At 64.2% G+C, this 16,432-nt stretch carries 16 protein-coding genes; 7 read left to right on the top strand and 9 right to left on the bottom strand.

The genetic code is table 11. The features are described from left to right. The first annotated feature begins 88 nt into the window (after positions 1–88). Complete coding sequence (locus IEY07_RS21150) at positions 89–925, top strand: sigma-70 family RNA polymerase sigma factor (protein ID WP_308422965.1); 837 nt, start codon at positions 89–91, stop codon at positions 923–925. Then, the gene (locus IEY07_RS21145) at positions 922–1,788 is read left to right on the top strand and encodes an anti-sigma factor (RefSeq protein ID WP_188897613.1); all 867 of its coding nucleotides are present in this window, start codon (positions 922–924) and stop codon (positions 1,786–1,788) included. Before IEY07_RS21150 ends, IEY07_RS21145 begins: the two co-directional genes overlap by 4 nt. 31 nt (positions 1,789–1,819) lie before the next feature. Here IEY07_RS21145 and IEY07_RS21140 read toward each other — a convergent pair whose 3' ends face one another. From IEY07_RS21140 to IEY07_RS21125, 4 genes are all read right to left on the bottom strand, one after another. Beyond that, positions 1,820–2,317: a hypothetical protein gene (locus tag IEY07_RS21140; protein ID WP_188897611.1), complete on the bottom strand. Its 498-nt coding sequence runs from the start codon at positions 2,315–2,317 to the stop codon at positions 1,820–1,822. A 368-nt stretch (positions 2,318–2,685) separates the two neighbouring features. Further along, positions 2,686–3,303, bottom strand: a complete 618-nt coding sequence (locus tag IEY07_RS21135; RefSeq protein ID WP_188897609.1) for a maleylpyruvate isomerase family mycothiol-dependent enzyme — start codon at positions 3,301–3,303, stop codon at positions 2,686–2,688. A 710-nt stretch (positions 3,304–4,013) separates the two neighbouring features. Continuing rightward, complete coding sequence (locus tag IEY07_RS21130) at positions 4,014–4,235, bottom strand: hypothetical protein (protein WP_188897607.1); 222 nt, start codon at positions 4,233–4,235, stop codon at positions 4,014–4,016. A 293-nt stretch (positions 4,236–4,528) separates the two neighbouring features. Continuing rightward, positions 4,529–4,741: a hypothetical protein gene (locus IEY07_RS21125; RefSeq protein WP_188897605.1), complete on the bottom strand. Its 213-nt coding sequence runs from the start codon at positions 4,739–4,741 to the stop codon at positions 4,529–4,531. Positions 4,742–5,086: 345 nt separating this feature from the next. Between IEY07_RS21125 and IEY07_RS21120 the strand changes: the two genes are divergently transcribed. Continuing rightward, entirely contained in the window at positions 5,087–6,142 is a 1,056-nt protein-coding gene (locus tag IEY07_RS21120) for a YeiH family protein (RefSeq protein WP_188897603.1), read from the top strand. A gap of 35 nt (positions 6,143–6,177) precedes the next feature. On the opposite strand, the gene IEY07_RS21115 is transcribed toward IEY07_RS21120, so the two are convergent. Genes IEY07_RS21115 through IEY07_RS21105 form a run of 3 tightly spaced genes read right to left on the bottom strand, consistent with a single transcriptional unit; the run spans position 6,178 to position 8,504 of the window. Next, positions 6,178–7,167 carry a cytochrome c oxidase assembly protein gene (locus tag IEY07_RS21115; RefSeq protein ID WP_188897601.1) on the bottom strand — a complete coding sequence of 330 codons (990 nt, stop codon included), beginning with the start codon at positions 7,165–7,167 and terminating at the stop codon, positions 6,178–6,180. A 42-nt stretch (positions 7,168–7,209) separates the two neighbouring features. Then, positions 7,210–7,983 (bottom strand): SCO family protein, encoded by a 774-nt coding sequence (locus IEY07_RS21110; protein WP_188897599.1) that lies wholly within the window; start codon positions 7,981–7,983, stop codon positions 7,210–7,212. Positions 7,984–8,006: 23 nt separating this feature from the next. Continuing rightward, positions 8,007–8,504: a MarR family winged helix-turn-helix transcriptional regulator gene (locus IEY07_RS21105; RefSeq protein ID WP_188897597.1), complete on the bottom strand. Its 498-nt coding sequence runs from the start codon at positions 8,502–8,504 to the stop codon at positions 8,007–8,009. 110 nt (positions 8,505–8,614) lie between these two features. Between IEY07_RS21105 and IEY07_RS21100 the strand changes: the two genes are divergently transcribed. From IEY07_RS21100 to IEY07_RS21090, 3 genes are all read left to right on the top strand, one after another. After that, on the top strand, positions 8,615–10,504 hold the full coding sequence (locus IEY07_RS21100; protein ID WP_229670455.1) for a chloride channel protein: 1,890 nt from the start codon (positions 8,615–8,617) through the stop codon (positions 10,502–10,504). Next, entirely contained in the window at positions 10,501–11,007 is a 507-nt protein-coding gene (locus IEY07_RS24600) for a nitroreductase family deazaflavin-dependent oxidoreductase (protein WP_188897595.1), read from the top strand. The genes IEY07_RS21100 and IEY07_RS24600 overlap by 4 nt, the downstream gene beginning before the upstream one ends. Positions 11,008–11,325: 318 nt before the next feature. Next, positions 11,326–12,105 (top strand): DUF4396 domain-containing protein, encoded by a 780-nt coding sequence (locus IEY07_RS21090; protein ID WP_188897593.1) that lies wholly within the window; start codon positions 11,326–11,328, stop codon positions 12,103–12,105. Between the two features lie 532 nt (positions 12,106–12,637). On the opposite strand, the gene IEY07_RS21085 is transcribed toward IEY07_RS21090, so the two are convergent. Then, positions 12,638–13,720 (bottom strand): alpha/beta fold hydrolase, encoded by a 1,083-nt coding sequence (locus IEY07_RS21085; protein ID WP_229670453.1) that lies wholly within the window; start codon positions 13,718–13,720, stop codon positions 12,638–12,640. A 572-nt stretch (positions 13,721–14,292) separates the two neighbouring features. Further along, complete coding sequence (locus IEY07_RS21080; protein ID WP_188897591.1) at positions 14,293–14,862, bottom strand: dihydrofolate reductase family protein; 570 nt, start codon at positions 14,860–14,862, stop codon at positions 14,293–14,295. A gap of 346 nt (positions 14,863–15,208) precedes the next feature. On the opposite strand from IEY07_RS21080, the gene IEY07_RS21075 reads away from it, so the two are divergent. Then, positions 15,209–15,574, top strand: coding sequence for a hypothetical protein (locus IEY07_RS21075; protein WP_229670451.1), 366 nt, complete (start codon positions 15,209–15,211; stop codon positions 15,572–15,574). Positions 15,575–16,432 lie beyond the last annotated feature (858 nt).

Genomic DNA, 16,432 nt, shown 5'->3' with positions numbered 1-16,432 from the left:
TCGCGCGAGCACCTTGTCCGGCATCGCGAGCGGCCCCCAGGTTTGACAAGCATGCAGTCGAAACCCTGAGGGGAGGTTCAGTGTCGCGATGTCCATTCCATACCGGCTCGCACACCATCACGGCAGCTGCTCGAAGTTCGACACTGACCATCCTGTCGATACCGATCATTCTCTGGGTACAGAGAGTCGGAGGATTCGACCGACGACGATGCGTCGAGCGCGCAGAAGCGTGCGGCAGGAGACTCACCCCGCCGGGCGGTTGGGCGTCAGTGGCCGGGTTACGGGCAGGTCGATACTGGAGACTCCAGTGCCCGAGACAGTGCCGTCGTGGGTAGGGAGAGGCAAGACTCGGATGGAGAATGACCGGCTCAGCGAGTTGATTCGTCGCGCCGGCTGCGGTCAGGAGGACGCCTTTGCCGAGTTGTACGACCTCACCGCGGCCCGCGTCCACGGCATCGTCCTGCGCGTCCTGCAGGCGCCCGACCTGGCAGCCGAAGTCACCCAAGAGGTGTACGTCGAGATCTGGCAGCAATCCAGCCGGTACAACAAATCGAGCGGCAGCGTGATGGCCTGGGCGCTGACCATCGCCCGTCGACGCGCCATCGACCGAGTACGGGCCACAGCTGCTCAGACTGCCCGGGACGACCTGTACGCCAGGCAGGAACCACGAGCCGGTGACCATCGCGGAGATGAGGTGTGGGAAGCCACCCGGGAACACTTCGATGCCGACCGGATCCAGACCAGCCTGGAAAAGCTGACCGAATCGCAACAACAAGCGCTTACCTTGGCCTACTTCGGCGGTTATACCCAAAGCCAGATCGCCCGGCTGCTGCAGATACCGATCGGCACCGTGAAGACGAGAATAAGAGACGGCCTGAGCCGTCTCCGAGACGAACTACGCACCGAACGGGGGGCATCACAGTGACCGACCCGCGCCACGGCATCGACCCCGATCACGGCAACCTCAGTCGCGCCGCGGCACCGGGTGACGACACGGATCCGCACGCACCGGTAGGTGCCTACGTGCTCGATGCTCTGACCCCGGCTGAGCGGAGGGCATTCCAGGCCCACCTGAGCACCTGCGCCGCCTGCCAGACCGAAGTAGTCGAACTCCGCGAGACCTTGGCCGAAACTGCCGTCCTGACCCAAACCGCTCCCCCGCCCGCGCTCCGAACCGAAGTCCTCGCAGCTATCAGGAATGTTCCGCAGCTCGGCCCTGAACCGCGCCCAGCGAGCAGTCCCGCCGCCGACCGCGAAGCCGGACACCTTCCGGACAGGCCGCCCGCGCGAGGTCGCGACCCAGAGACGGTCGTACTCCGTCCGGCGCGCTGGCACCGAATCGCCCGCATTGGCGTGGCAGCAGTCCTGGCAGTCGTCCTCGCAGTGGGCGGGTGGACAGTCGGTCGACACCAACAGGTCCAGACCACACAGGCCGATCAAGCCGCCCAACACCAGCTACTGAGTGCACCCGACACCCGGATCTACCATCAACCGATGCCAGGTGGTGGCCGGGTCACCTACATCACCTCCGCCAGCCAGAACGCCGCAATGGCCGTCCTGTCCGGCCGCCCCGGTCTCCAAGCCGGCCACGTCTTCCAGCTCTGGACCATGCACACCAACGATGGACGAACCGTCGCCGAAGCAGACCAAACCTTCACTGCTCAACCAGACCGATCGGTATGGCTCACCGGCAACATCACCAACGCCGCAGCAATCGCCATCACCATCGAACCCGACGGCGGCTCCAAGACACCGACCACAACCCCATTTGCGATCCAGCAGCTGTGAGACTCCGCTCCACCGACTCGGTGGCAACGCCTCAGGCCAACGGGGCAGTCCGATCATGGAGCGGGATCCGGCCGAACACCCCACGTCGTGCCTGGCCGTTGTCCGGCACCGTCGTGTCGCGGATGGTGATCGACGCGAGGCAACATCCGACAAACACAACTTCCAGACCCAACGACGCCAGTCCCATGACATCTTCCGGGCCCTGCGCCCATGTCTCCAGATAGCCGCCAGGAAGTCCAACGGTCCGGCTGGCCACGAAGGCCAAGAACATGACAACAGAGGTAGCCGTGCCCAACAACCACGCCGCCGTCCGCAGCCGATCCCGATCAGTAGCCAGACCGACGATCGCCACCGCCAATGCTCCCGACCCAGCCAAGAACAGCACCCCGATATAGAATTTCTCATCCAGGTGCATCGGCGCCAGATAGACATGAATCCCAAGATTCGAGAAGGCGACAACGACCGCGAGCCACCGCAACGCCCCGGTCCCCGTTCTCCCCGCAATTCCGCCAGAAGTATGCTCCACCACAACCACACCCTCCCAACACCGCCGTCAGCGCCGGCGATGTCGTCGTCTCGGCGTATGGGCCGCCGCATCGGGGACGCCCGGGTCCAGCGATGCGACGGCCCTCGACCGGAGGACAGCGCGGACTGATGGTGGGCGCATCGCCGCGTCAGTCTGGTGCGCCTCGAAACGGTGCGGGTCCGCCTCCCGGAACCGGGAGACCCCGTTCCCAGCCTTGATCGACCCGTAGACCACCGTCGGCGTTCGAACGCACCACGCCTGTTCCCAGGCCGAGAATCCGGTGTATCGAATACCGGATCTATCCAGGATTCGGAGCCGAACGGGATTCGGATTGCCAGGAGATCACACTGCCTGCCGGGGCCGTCGACTCGTCACCGGGCCAGGCGCCCGGCAAGAAGCGCCTGTCCTGGACCTGACAATTCCTTCACCGCGACCGGCCGGCCGGCGACGGCCATCAGCACCGCTTCGGCAGGTCCGCGAACCTCCGATCCCGAGCCGTGACTCCAATCGAGATCTGTGGTGATCAACCGTATCCCCCGTGCGAGTCGTCGACCTGGCAGTTCGGGGCTGCACACCACACCGTCCAGAACCTCACGCAGCCGCTCGGCCGGAATCTGACGTGACAAGCCGAGCGGCCGGCGGATGTCTTGATGATGGATAGTGACGTCCAGCAGAGCAAGCCGGCCGCCGAAGCTTGCCGCCAGCCCTGTCGGCTGTAGGCGGGAACGGAGCCGAGCAAGGAGCTCGGCAGGGTCGAGCGGGGCCAGCTCGTCGACACCTGCCTGGTTGATGTGGACAATGCGTCCCCGGACAGCTCTTCGGGCCAGGCCCCAGAGGCTCACGCCGTCGAAGCTCATCACATGCGCCACGACATCGCGGACGCGCCAGGCGGCGCACAACGACTGGACCTGCCATTGTTCGGGTGTGAGATGCTCCAAAAGGTCAGCCAGATCAGTCCGCTCCGCGGTCGTCATCTCGAGGACATCCACGACACCCCTCCCCCGGTTCACAGCTGGACAGCGACTTACTCACCGGGTCGGATGAGCGTCGGACGTACGCACAGACGTCCGCCGTGGCTGGCGATCAGCGACCCAAGTGACCATCATGACGCCAGCCGCAGGCGTCGGCACTACTTGTGATCGTTGAGTCGGAGAGCATCCGGTGGTATGCATCGAGGACCTCCTGGTCGTCGGCAACGTCGATCGTGCCGTCGAAGGTTCAACGGCTGGAGTTGCCGCCGTTGCATAGCTGCTCGGCAAGTACGGCGCCGCGGGTGGTCGTCGGCGGCTATGTCTGCTGCCATGTCTGTCGGTTTCCGCGCGCGAGCAGTTGATCGCCGCTGTCGCGGCGATCGTCGATTCGCGGCCCGTCGGCAGCAACATCTACGACGGCGTCCGAAGGTTCTCGCGGCGAAGGCTGCTCTGGTGATCATGGACGAGCCGACGGCGCGAGGAGTGACCCGCGATGCGCCTATGAGCAACCGATGATCCCCCGTCTGGAATAGATTCTCGGGCCGAGCCGATGATCGCCAGACGCCATTGACTCTGCGATGCCCTACATGTCGCCGCTCACAGTGGGGCCAGCCGCGTCTTGGGTTTCGTTTCCGCGGTTGTTGTTCCATAAGGGAAATCGCTGGTCGGGTAGAGCGTCGATCATGATCACCTCGACCGGATGGTCTCGCGGCCGTCCGATGGCGACACTAGTTGATTGCACCGGTGATCACGTCGTTCATCTGTTCCGGCTGCACTTCGACTGTCACGAGTACCCTTGCACGTTTGGCGTCCATCGCGCGAATACGCTCGGCCAGTTGGACAAGTGCTGTCTTCAGCGCCTCGGGGATCGCCGGTGCGGACTCGACCGGAAGTCCCGGGACCTGGATGTCCCACTCCCTTCCGTATTCGGTACGACTGACCTTGATCACGTAGCTGTAGGTGGGTCGCAATGCTCTAGCCGATCGTTGTCCGACCGTTCGTCAATTGTGAACCAATCGCGATCCAACTTGCTGGCCGTGACAACATCTCGCCCCCTGTTGATCTTGTAGCTGATCCGACTGTCGCGGTGGCTGCGGATCAGGTGTGGTCGACCTTGCCAGGTTTCTCGTGCCAGATGTCAGCATCGGCGTTACGATGTTGCAGGATCGTGACGCTGCATCGGGTAGCTGGGCCTGGGACCCCGAATCCACTCCGTTGTGGGTTCGGGGCGTCTGGCAGCCAGTCAGGCAACGACGCCGGCGATAACGTCGTCGATCTGGTCCGGCTCGATCTCGAACGTCACGAAGACTCTGGCTTCCTGCGCAGCTGTGTGGCCGACGCGTTCGATATGTCTTGCAAGCGCCAACTTCATGGCCTGCTGGGCAGTCGACGCACGGGCGGATGGGAGCCCGGGGACCTGCACTTCCCAACCGTCGTGATTGGGAGCGAGGCTCACCCGGATCACATAGCTATGGAGTGGACGCATCACTCCGCTGGTCCCGAGCGACGCACCGGGACATTCCCGCGGACGGATCTGTCGTGCCGGACCTTCGGCCGCGCTTTGCTGATGCGCAAAGGCGGTCGTGTGTTACTTGACGCCACGAGTCTTCGCCCCTCCCGCGTGCCTGGCATGTCCCGACAACACTCAGACTCGCAGATTTTATAGCATAGTGCAATCGTTGCGTACTGCAAGCGTATGACATTCCGCCAGTCCCTGACATCCGATACAACCTGGGCTTGTGCTGGTACAAGATCAGGGCGGGTGCCCTGACGACGCCGAAGGATGCACCATGGCAGCAGAATGCACTTTCCATCTCGCCCGCCACGAAACCTCGCCAGCGACCGGGCGACCCTTCCCGGCATCGCGGTCTGTTTGGCCATCGCGGCCATCGCCACGGGTGTCGGCAACCTCGTCCCTGTCGTCGGAAGCGCGGTGCCGGCGATCGTCTTCGGCGCAGTCCTGGGTGCAGTCATTCGCCCGGGTCGTCGGCTGCAGCCGGGTATCAAGTTCGCGGGCAGGTTCTTTCTCCAGCTTGCTGTGGTGATCCTCGGTACCCAACTGTCCTTCGGAACTGTCGTGCACATCGGAGCTACATCGCTTCCGGTGATGCTGACTACCCTGATGGTGTGTCTTGTGCTGGCACGCGTCGTGGGACGGTTGCTTCACGTCAACGGAACTCTCCAGGCGCTGATCGGTGCTGGTACGGGAATCTGTGGAGCGTCGGCCATCGCTGCTGTTGCGCCAGTTATCGGAGCCGCGAGCGCTGACATCGCCTACGCGGTATCGACGATCTTTCTGTTCAACATCTGTGCAGTGGTGAGCTTCCCGATCCTCGGGCATCTCCTGCATCTCAGCCAGCAGTCGTTCGGACTCTTCGCCGGCACTGCGGTGAACGACACGTCCTCCGTTGTCGCAGCGGCGACGACCTACGGGGCCCAGGCAGCCAATCACGCGATCGTGGTGAAACTGGTCCGAACTCTGATGATCATCCCCGTCACCGTGGGTCTTGCTGTCATCCATCGTCGGCGCGGCGGGGTACCGGCCGGGTCGAATGCCGTCCGTACGGAGCAGCAGCACAGGCGGATGCGCGCATTGCGCTTGATCCCGTGGTTCCTGGTTGGATTCATGCTGATGGCGATGGCCAACTCCTGCGGGCTCATTCCAACGGTCGCAGAGCCCACGTTGGCCCGGGTGTCGTCGTTCTTGATCGCCATCGCATTGGCCGGAATCGGGTTGGCGACAGATGTCGCCGGTCTCCTGCGGACGGGGCATCGGCCCCTCCTGCTCGGCGCCGTGCTGTGGGTCGCTGTCACCGCGACCAGCCTCGGTGTGCAACACCTCAGCGGCACACTGTGACGACTGGTGTCCGGCCGCACTTGCACGAGCGGTTGCTACTCGCGCTCCTTGAGCCGCGAAAGCATCCGGTTGTACGCGTCCAGCACCACCTGGTCGTCATCGACGTCCGACGTCTCGGACAGCATCGCACTGTCGACGGGCTCGCCCCCGCTGCCCAATTCCTGTGCAAGGACCGATCGCCGCGTACGCTCGAGCCAACCGCCGAGCAGCTTGTCGGAGTCGCGGGTGAACAGGATCGCCGCGATCGTGGCCAGGCCGATCACCATCATCAGACCGTCGCCACCGACCCACATGATTCCGCCCCCGGTGAGTACGTCCTGCGCCGGCGATGGCGCCCAGGAAGGCCGCATCGCAAGCATCACGGGAAACGGGTCGTTGGACTGCATGAGTACGATCCCGACGATCGTGTCCGGCCCCATCGCCACCAGAATCAGCAGCAGTCTTGCCATCAGTGGCACCCGCCACCGGATCGGTTCGTTGCCGAGCAATGGCAGCAGGAAAAGGTAGCCGGCCACGACGTAGAGCACCCGTTCGGCTCCCATCATCCAGGGATGAACGGCCATCAGATCCATGAAGTGGGTCAGATGGGTGCCGACGAGCGCGGCGGCGTACACCACGAAACCAACCAACGGATGCGTCAACACCGCCACCGGCCACACCGACATCCCTCGGTCGACGGCCTTCGCCCCGATCGCGTTTCGCAGCAGCGTCAGCGGATGCCCGAGGACCAGCAGCGCAGGCACCACCATGATCAACAACAGGTGTTCGATCATGTGCACCCAGAAGAGGGCCATGGAGTACGTGTCGAAAGCCGAGCAGACCGTGAGAACCAGCAGCAGGAGTGCGGAGAAGAAGGTGATCGCCGGCGCCAGGCCGACTGACTGGCGGCCGGCTCGCCGACACCACCACAGGGCCAACGCGTAACCGGCTGCCAGCAGCACGGCCACCACGATCCAGCCAGGACGCCACGACCACGAACTGACGACCGCATGCCAGGTCCACGGCGTCAGCCGATCCCGACCCATGGGCCCCTCCCCCACATCGAAAGCTGCACCAGCGGGACGAAATCAGGCGGGACTGACATGGCGATCCAGCAGCCAACTGAGGACCTGCAGTGCTTGCGCCTCGGTCCAGTCCGTGCTGGGAGGATGAGCCAGATCATGGCGTCCGTCCTCGTCCAGGAAGTGATAGATCGTCTTCGGTATGTCGGAGCGGTCCCGCACCACTGGCGGCCCCTCGAGCACAAACCGCTCACTGCCCGCCGCGTCGATGAAGAACACCTCGTCGGAGTGCTCGATGTCATAGGTCAACGGCTTGCCGGTGCGCCAGTTCACGGGCGGTGGATCCTCCGCCGGGACCTTCTTGGTGTACACACCGAAGTAGCGCCAGAGCCGTGCCACGTCGGCGGCCGAACCGGTCAGAACGGTCCAGTCGGGCACCTGACCGGCCCGGGTGTACAGCCGACGATAAGCGGCGATTTGGGGAACGGTGTCCCTGACTGGGTCAACGGTGATGGTCAGGAACTCAACCTTGCTGCCGAGCCCCGCTGCGTCCAGTCGACGCGCTGTCTGCACAACGGTCGTCGTGTCCAGCGGACAGGTCTCCTGGCACAAGGTCATGCCATCGGAGATCACCAAGATCCTGCCGGAGAAGCTCGACAGGTGCCGTACCACGCCGGCGGTGTCGTCCAGCGGCAGATCGAGAATCGCTTCCGGGACTGCGGCTTCGAGTCGCGTGCCTACATTGACACCTGGCGCTTTGACGGCCCCGCAGCCGGCGAGCGTCAGGAGTGCGGCGAACAACCCTGCGGCGAGGGCCTGGGGGCCGGCAAGCGACTTCATTCTACAAATTGTAGAACGCCCGTCTACCAGTCCAACGCACTGACCTGCGCCTCGGGTTCACCGGCCGCCTCAGCGAAGGCGTGCAGCACCGTGATCAACTCGCCGCGGTGCGGGGCCGGCATCGCGGCGACAATGCGGTTGATCTCGGATCGCCGTCGGCGAGTGACCGTGTCGACGATTTCCCGACCGGCGGCCGTGAGCGCCAGAAGGATCTCGCGGCGATCGTCCGGATTGTCCCGCCGGGTTACGAGTTCTGACCTGAGGAGGCGGTTGATCATCCGCATCGCCGTCGATGGGTTCACGCCGAGTTGGTCGGCCAGCTGGTTGAGGCTCAGATCCGGTTGGTTCCCGAGCACCACGAGAGCCCGGAACTGTGCGATGGTGACCGACTCGTTGTGCTCGGCCAGCGACCGGGCAGCGACCGCGACGAGCGCGCGCGATGCTGTAAGAAGTGCCGTGACGAGTTCATCGTTGGATTCGTCCTTCTTGGCGGCTGCTCCGGATCTGCGGGTGCCTGGCACGTTTCTCCATTCCTGATGTTGCTCATAGTGTCGCGCTCTTCCCCATCCCAACACCTGCGAGCCGCCGCCGCCAATTTCGTAGCACACCGCAATCGTTGCATAATGCAATAGTGACCAACGGCTGCGCCTCCTCCGCCCTGCTGACGACCACCGGCAGCGGTAGTCCCGGGTCTTCCGAGCAACCAGTGCCGGTCCAACGCGGCGTCGGCCGAGGACTGAACTGGATCCGCTCGGCCAACGCCGGGCTGCTGTTCCTGGCGCTGGTGGTCGGAGCCGGAGCCGGTGGTGGCGCGATCGCCTTCCGCTGGTTGATCAAGACCTTCACCCTGGCCCTGTCCGGGCATCCCGACTATTCGGCCGTTCCCGGCGCCGCCAATCCTCTCGTGCCCGGGCTGGGTCGCTGGTTCGTCATCCTCGCCCCGATCGTTGCCGGGCTGATCTACGGCCCACTTGTCCAACGCTTTGCTCGCGAAGCGCGAGGGCATGGCGTACCTGAGGTGATGTTCGCTGTCGCCCGCCGAGGCGGGCGGATCGCCCCACAGGTCGCCGTCGTCAAGGCGGTCGCCTCCGCCCTGTGCATCGGCGGAGGCGGATCGGTCGGCCGGGAGGGACCGATCGTGCAGATCGGGTCGGCACTCGGCTCGACCCTCGGCCGGATCATCCGGGTCACCGAGCCGCGGCTCCGGGTGCTCGTCGCGTGCGGTGCCGCGGGTGGCATCGCGGCCACCTTCAACGCGCCACTGGCCGGCGTCTTCTTCGCGATGGAGTTGATCCTGCGCGATTTCACCGCCGCTGCCTTCGGCATGGTCGTCGCCTCCTCGGTGACCGCGAGTGTCATCGGCCGGGCGGCACTCGGCAACAGCCCGTTCCTCACTCTTCCGGTGTTCACCGTGAGCCACCTGGCCCAATATCCACTGTTCGCCGTGCTCGGACTGCTCGCCGGGATCGTCGGAGTCGCATTCAGCAAAGCCCTGTACGGGATCGAGGACCTCTGCGACGCGGCCTGGCGCCGGACCCGCGCACCGGAATGGGCCCGACCAGCGGCCGGCGGCCTGGTGCTCGGCGGCCTGCTGCTCGTCCTGCCACAGATGTACGGCGTCGGCTACCCCGTTCTCGGAGCTGGCATCGCCGGCGAGTACGGGATCGCCATGCTTCTGATCCTCCTGATCGGCAAGGTCGTCGCCACCAGCCTGACCATCGGAATCGGCGGCTCCGGCGGCGTGTTCGCCCCCAGCCTGTTCGTCGGCGCCATGCTCGGCTCCGCATACGGCCAACTCGTCCACCACCTGCTTCCCGGAGTCTCCGGGCCAGCAGGCGCGTACGGACTCATCGCGATGGGAGCCGTGTTCGCCGGCGCCACCAGAGCGCCGATCACAGGCGTCGTGATCATGTTCGAACTGACCGGCGAGTATTCGATCATCCTGCCGCTGATGGCAGCAATCATCCTGGCCACCGGACTGAGCCACCTGCTCTCCCACGACACCATCTACACCCGCAAACTGCTGCGCCGTGGCGTCGACATCGACCAACCGCACAACCCGACCATGGCCAAAACCGCTGTCGGCCAGGTCATGGAGCCCGTCGGAGCCCTGCTGGATGCCGGCACACCGTTGATCGGGGTGGCAGGCAAGCTCACCAGTTCACCGCACGGCCAACTTGGTGTGATCGACGCCGAAGGCGCCTACCTCGGCGTCGTCACCGCCCGCACCGTGGCGGACGCACTGGCAGACGGCGACCACGACCAGCACGCCCTCACATCCGTCGTCGAGTATCCGGAGACCGTCAAGACCACGGACACACTTCAGGACGCATTGTCAGCACTGGAGACCGCGTACGTATCCGTGCCGGTCCTGGACGAGGCCGGGGCCAACCTGGTCGGTTGGCTCACGCACCAGAAGGTCCTGACAGCCCAACAAACCGACCCGACTGCAGGACAGATCGTCGCCCGACGACCACCGCGCCGCTCCATAACCCCAACATCCCCAAACGGCCGATCATGAATCTCCGCAGCCGAACCGCAACGGCGGCCGGCTCCCTGCTGCACAACCGCCGAGCCGTCCGGGCACCCATCTGGATCTACCGCGCCCGGCTCGGCGTGGTATTCGGCCGACGGCTACTCATGCTCGAACACATCGGCCGCAAAACCGGGGCTCGGCGCTACGTGGTCCTGGAGGTCATCGACCACCCGGCACCCCACCGATACATCGTGGCATCCGGATTCGGATACCGCGCCCAATGGCTACGCAACATCCAACACGACCCGCACGTCCGAGTCGTCATTGGCAGCCACCGCCCGAGGCCAGCGGCGGCCACCGTCCTCGATCAAAGACAAGTCGGCCCCATCCTGCACCGGTACGCCGACCAGCACCCCCGTGCCTGGCGACAACTCAAACCCGTCTTCGAAAATCTCATCGGGTCACCGATCACCGAGGACAACAGCAACCTGCCGCTGGTCCAACTCGTACTTGAGCCAACAGCCGCCCCACGCAACGAACGATCGTGAGCTGATCTCAGGTCGACAGAACGCAATGGCCGTGGGCTCGCCGTGGCAGCGATCGCTGGGGGGACATCGATTACGACTCCGGACGATTGACCAGAGGAACCAGGCGCAGATCAACGCATTCGTTGCCGGCATCGGGCGCCGTGGCGGCCTGACGGCGGAGCACGGTGCGACCTGGCATCCCTCAGCTACCTTCTTGGGCGCCGACGGGCAGACGTCCCAGGACCCGTCGCGAGCGGTTCGATATACCCACCCCGGGTATGAGTCGATCGGGAACACACGATCGTCACGCCGGGAGCCCGAAGGAGTACGGAAGTCGCCATGGAACCGCACAGCACCCCGCCTCAGTGGCTGGACGTCCTCGGATGGATCTCGCTGATCGCCGCGTTCGCCAGTGCCGCGTACATCCTCTACGACATCTACATAAACCGGTACCGGCAGAAAATGACGATCATGGAAGTCGTCTATCCAACGACCGCGCTCTACCTCGGTCCCGCCGCAGTCTGGTTCTACCGCAAGTACGGACGTCGCAAATCGACCAAATTGACCACCCGGCACCCAGAACGCCCGGACGAACGCAGCGGAGGACATAACCGGCATCAGCATCACACCGGCTCGGGAGAAACCAGCCTGAGCGGAGAAGAAGGTCTACCACGGGTCAGCTGGGATCAGACGGCCGAAGCCGTAACTCACTGCGGCGCCGGCTGCACGCTAGGTGACATCGTCGCGGAGTGGTCGGTCCTGGCTCTAGGCATCACCATCGCCGGCACGGCGCTCTACGCCGATATCGTCTTCGACTTCGTCCTTGCCTGGCTGCTCGGCATCATCTTCCAGTACTTCACCATCGTGCCGATGCGCGAACTCCGCCCGCTCCAAGGAATCAAGGAAGCGATCAAGGCCGACACGTTGTCGATCATTGCCTTCCAGATCGGCCTTTTCGCGGGCATGATCATCTACCAGCTGTTCCTCTTCTCCAACCCGCTACCCAAGACGACCGCCACGTATTGGTTCTTGATGCAGCTGTCCATGACCCTGGGTTTCTTCACCGCGTACCCGGTCAACCGGTGGCTCATCCGTCGCGGGGTCAAGGAAGCGATGTGATTGCGACTGAAGGCGGTGCGGGACTGTCGGTGGGACGGCGCGTACGAGCGCCCAGCTGTGTCGCATGCCCGGCGCGGCTGCGGGGTACAGACTCCTTGAACAGACATGTCGATCCGTCGCCCCCGTTGTCACCAGTTTGTCTCCCAGCTACGACCCGACGACGGAACTCTTCACCGCTGAAGCCGCGCGCACTACTCGACGGCTCGGCTTCGCGAAACACCGGGCGCCCATAGCACGCAGTGGCATATACCGGTCGAATAGCCGGGCGCCCGGACCGTCCCGCGACGAATGCCCTCGGCCCGTCTGACACTCCGCGCCTACACTGTAAGGACGACGGACACGGACCCCTTGTGATCCGGGTGATCGGCCACGCATGCATCAGCTACTTGATCGACGATCGGGCAACGGGCGCCATCGCTGGTGTATCGGTTGGGTCCGGAGGGGCAGCGCAGAGTCTGGTCGTTCCCGTTGGCTCCGTCCCCATCGGACTGAGACGGCGGCGATACGACCCGACTCTCGGCCGCGGGTCATCTCACAGGAAGAACCCCTCCAGGATGTCGGTGAATCGCTGCGGCTCGGCAAGGTGGATGACATGGGTGGCGTCGATCTTGCTGTAGCTGTGGAGCGGGAGCAGGGAGAGCGCTCTGTCTGCGTCGTCGCGGCTCATGGCGCCATTGAGGGTGCCGTCAGGGAGCATCGTGAAGTCGGCCTGGAGCAGCAGCGCGGGGCAGCCGATCCTGGTAAGAGCGTCAGCATGGTCGAAGTGCTGGTTCCAGGTGCCGTCGTGGAAGGCGGCGCCGAATCGCGGGTCGAAGCGGTCCATGCCGCGCAGGAGGAGGCGGACGGTGTCGTTGGGCAACAAGCCGACTTCCACGGGCTCGCCCGGGTGGGCGCGCCGGTAGGCCTTGACGGCAGCACCAAGCAGTCTGGCGGCTCCAGGGGCGATGTTGTTGGTGAAAAACTTCTTGTTGCTGTCGATCCAATAGAGCAGGAAGTCGTCGGCGGCCGTAAGTCCGTCACTCACGGCCTGGGCGCAGGTGGCGAAGGAGCGGTCGGCGATCGTTGTCTTGATCCGGGGGTATTCGGACGAGAACAACGGCGGGTCTTCCAGCACGATCGCGGTAACAAGTTGGGGACGGTTCGCAGCCAACCACACAGTGAGCAGGCCGCCTGAGGAGTTTCCGGTGACGAAGACCGGCTCGCCGATCACGTTCTCGATGAAGGCCGCGAGATCGGCGCCGATCCGGCTTGCTGTCATCGGATAGTCCGGCGGGACGACGGTGCCGCCGTGGCCGGGGTAGTCGATGTCGAAGACGTGGAACCGCTGCGAGAGGCGGGGGAGGACGCGGCTGTAGCTGAACCAATCCATGTGCTGGGCATGCAGGAGCACGAGCGGTGGACCGTTATCGGGCCCTTCGGCGTAGCTAAGATCGAGCTCGCCGATCAGTGTCCTCTTCAGCACGAATCCCGCTTCGGATACGCGTTGCTTCCACGGGTCGCGGTAGCCGTTGATGAGGCGTCGGAGAATTGCCGCGGCTGCGACTACCGCCGCGACGGGTACGGTCACCGCGATTGCGGCGAGCCGTCGGCCTCGACGGCCCTGTGCTGTCATCATCTCGACTCCTTCGCGGCGTAGGTTGTCGGCTCTGACCATTCTCCAGGCAGGTCGGTCCGATCCCGAGGTGCGGGGGCGCAATGCTTGGACGGCTCGGACCTTCAGCTGCTGAGATACCGATTGTCCTGCCCTAACCACGCGCCCGTATCGCCGCACGGCGCCCAGTCAGCACGGCCTCTAGATCCTGAGCATGAGGTCAGTCCGTCCCCATCACAGACGGACCTCGCAGACCGCCAAATTGTTCGCGCAGAGACATCACTCGCGCACAAGACAGGGCTGGTTCATGGGGCACCAGGGCTAGTCAATTGAAGTGAAACGACTGACCGATGATTGACCTCATGTCGGGTAGTTCACACGCACTGATGACCAATTCGGCACCTAGGAACGACCCCTCCCGCTGATCCGGCCGGATCAGGCTCGATGAGTCCGTCGCGCCAGCTCCGTGCTCGCTGGTAGCGGGTTGCTCATCGGAAGCAAATGACCAACGCCAGGCAGTGCACCTGGTGGGCGTTACGGTGTATGCCGTGGAGTGTCATACGGTCTGAGGCATTCCGCGGGGGCGGTCCCGCCGGTCACGCCATCGGCGCTGCCGAAACCACGGGCCGATACTCATCCAAGATCAGACGGCCATCCAGAACTCGAGTCCTCAACAACTCCAGGGGAATCCGAGGAACCCTCTCAAAAGCCCGCTGACGCCCAACTGGGCCGACGAGCAGCGGAAACCGCATCAGCCGCAGTCTGTCGACAAGACCAGCAGCCAGGAGCTGACCCGCCACAGACATGCTCCCCCAGGTCCGCAACCTCGTAGCCGCCTCTGCTTTCAACTGCCGAACATCCCCAATCAGGTCACGGCAGACCTGCGTCCTCGGCCATTCCACCGACTCGAGCTTGCGGGAGAAAACCACCTTGTCCAGGCCCATCAGATGGGCATGATCATCAACCCACGCACCCGCGGGAAGCGTACGAAACGTGTCATAGGTCCGCCGACCCAGCAATACCAGCTCCGGTATCGACTTCTCGGCCACAACCCACTCCTGCAGATCGGAGCCGAAGTACCCAAAGTAGGCAGGCAGACCATCACCGCCAGCCCAACCATCGACAGAAACAAACAGATCCACGACTAACTCCACCGTCATGCTCATCACTCCCCTACTCGCGCCTCACTCCATAGGCCTGATCTCAGCCCCCGGCCGTCGATCCTGCACCACAAGCCCACACGGAGGTCGAACCGCCGATTCGCAGATCGACACCCGGCTATTGCCCTACCGCGCCCCACAGCCCAACTCCCGGCGCCCATGCTCCGGTGACGTCTAAACCGCGAAGTGGGGTTCACAAGCCGATCCCTGACTGTGAAAACATCGCCCCGTTCCGACGGGACACCAAAACCACGGGAACGCCGACCTAGTTCTCGCACGCACAGCTCGGCTACGGGGTACAGACCTCCTTGAACAGACATGTCGATCGGCGTGACGATCAAGAAGGGATCAGATGATGGCTGTTACCAGTTTCCAGGACCTAGCTCTGGCCGACCGCGACCGCGCGTGGGACGGCGATGCTGCGGAGAAGCGAGTCCGGAAGTGGGCGGATGCGCAGGACGGCCCCAACGAGGCCTACCGCAACGCCCACGTCTGGTACGACGCGAACAACAAGGACAACTTCACCGCCTACAAGTTGCTCATCGCCGACGTCATCGACGGCCATCTCCGAGCAGTCCCGCGCGGTGTCATGGCCGCAGCCGCAATCATGCAGGGATCCAGGGGCGGCGTTGACCTCCCCAGCAAAGACATCGCCCGAGTCAAGAGTCACCTCGCGAAGTACTACACCAAGATGGACGACCAACCACCGTGGGAGTAGACCTCACCGTCACAGTTCCGCGGACTGTGGGCATTCTCAGGCGGCACCCGGATGGCTTGTCTTGGTCAACGCGCGGTCAAACCGACACAGCGCTCTAACCCCGCCACACGTGGCATAAACGGTCATGGATGCACACCGAAGCGGCGATGAAACCGGGCGCATGCAGGTTGCCCTTTCCGCCCACTGATCGGACGCTGGACCGTGCCAGCGGAGCACCCGTGGTGGTCGGGGTCGAGCTGAACGGCTGACCTTTGCCTCAAGCGGGCTATGCCGCGAACCTCGCGACTGAGAGACAAATTCGGGCAAAGAGCCAGGCGGTTGAAAGAACAACCGCGCGTTTCCCCTTGTCAGGTGGGTGGGCCTAACTGGACTTGAACCAGTGACCTTTGCCTTATCAGGGCGCCGGACACCGCGGCGCTCAGGTGGTTCCGCGCTCCAACTCGTCCACGAACGTGCACTGGTGGGTGCCGATTGTCGCCTTCGTTGTCACCCGGTTTGTCTCCCAGCTACGGTCCGACGACGCCAAGCCCGAACTCTTCGCCGCTGAGGCCGCGCGCACTCTCAACGGCTCGGCTTGGGGTGAGCGGCTCAACGAACGTTCCAGTCCAGGGCCGATCAACCGGGGCCTGCGAACGCTAGCGCAGGCTGCACCACGCGGCAGCTTCACAACCACATAGGAGAATCCCGAGTCTGGCGCGGTGTTGCAGTTAGCAACCCCGCTGTCGGGCTCTTCGACGGGGGACCTTGCGGACATGGCATTTGCCTGAGCGCGGTTCGAGGATGTTCGGCCCTGCACCCCGGCCCACAAGCGGAATCGGAGCAGGGAGGGAACGATCATCGGGCAGGGAACGACTCGGG

The organism is Microlunatus endophyticus (assembly GCF_014646195.1).
GTDB lineage: Bacteria > Actinomycetota > Actinomycetes > Propionibacteriales > Propionibacteriaceae > Microlunatus > Microlunatus endophyticus.
This window is presented reverse-complemented; position numbering and strand designations above follow the sequence as displayed.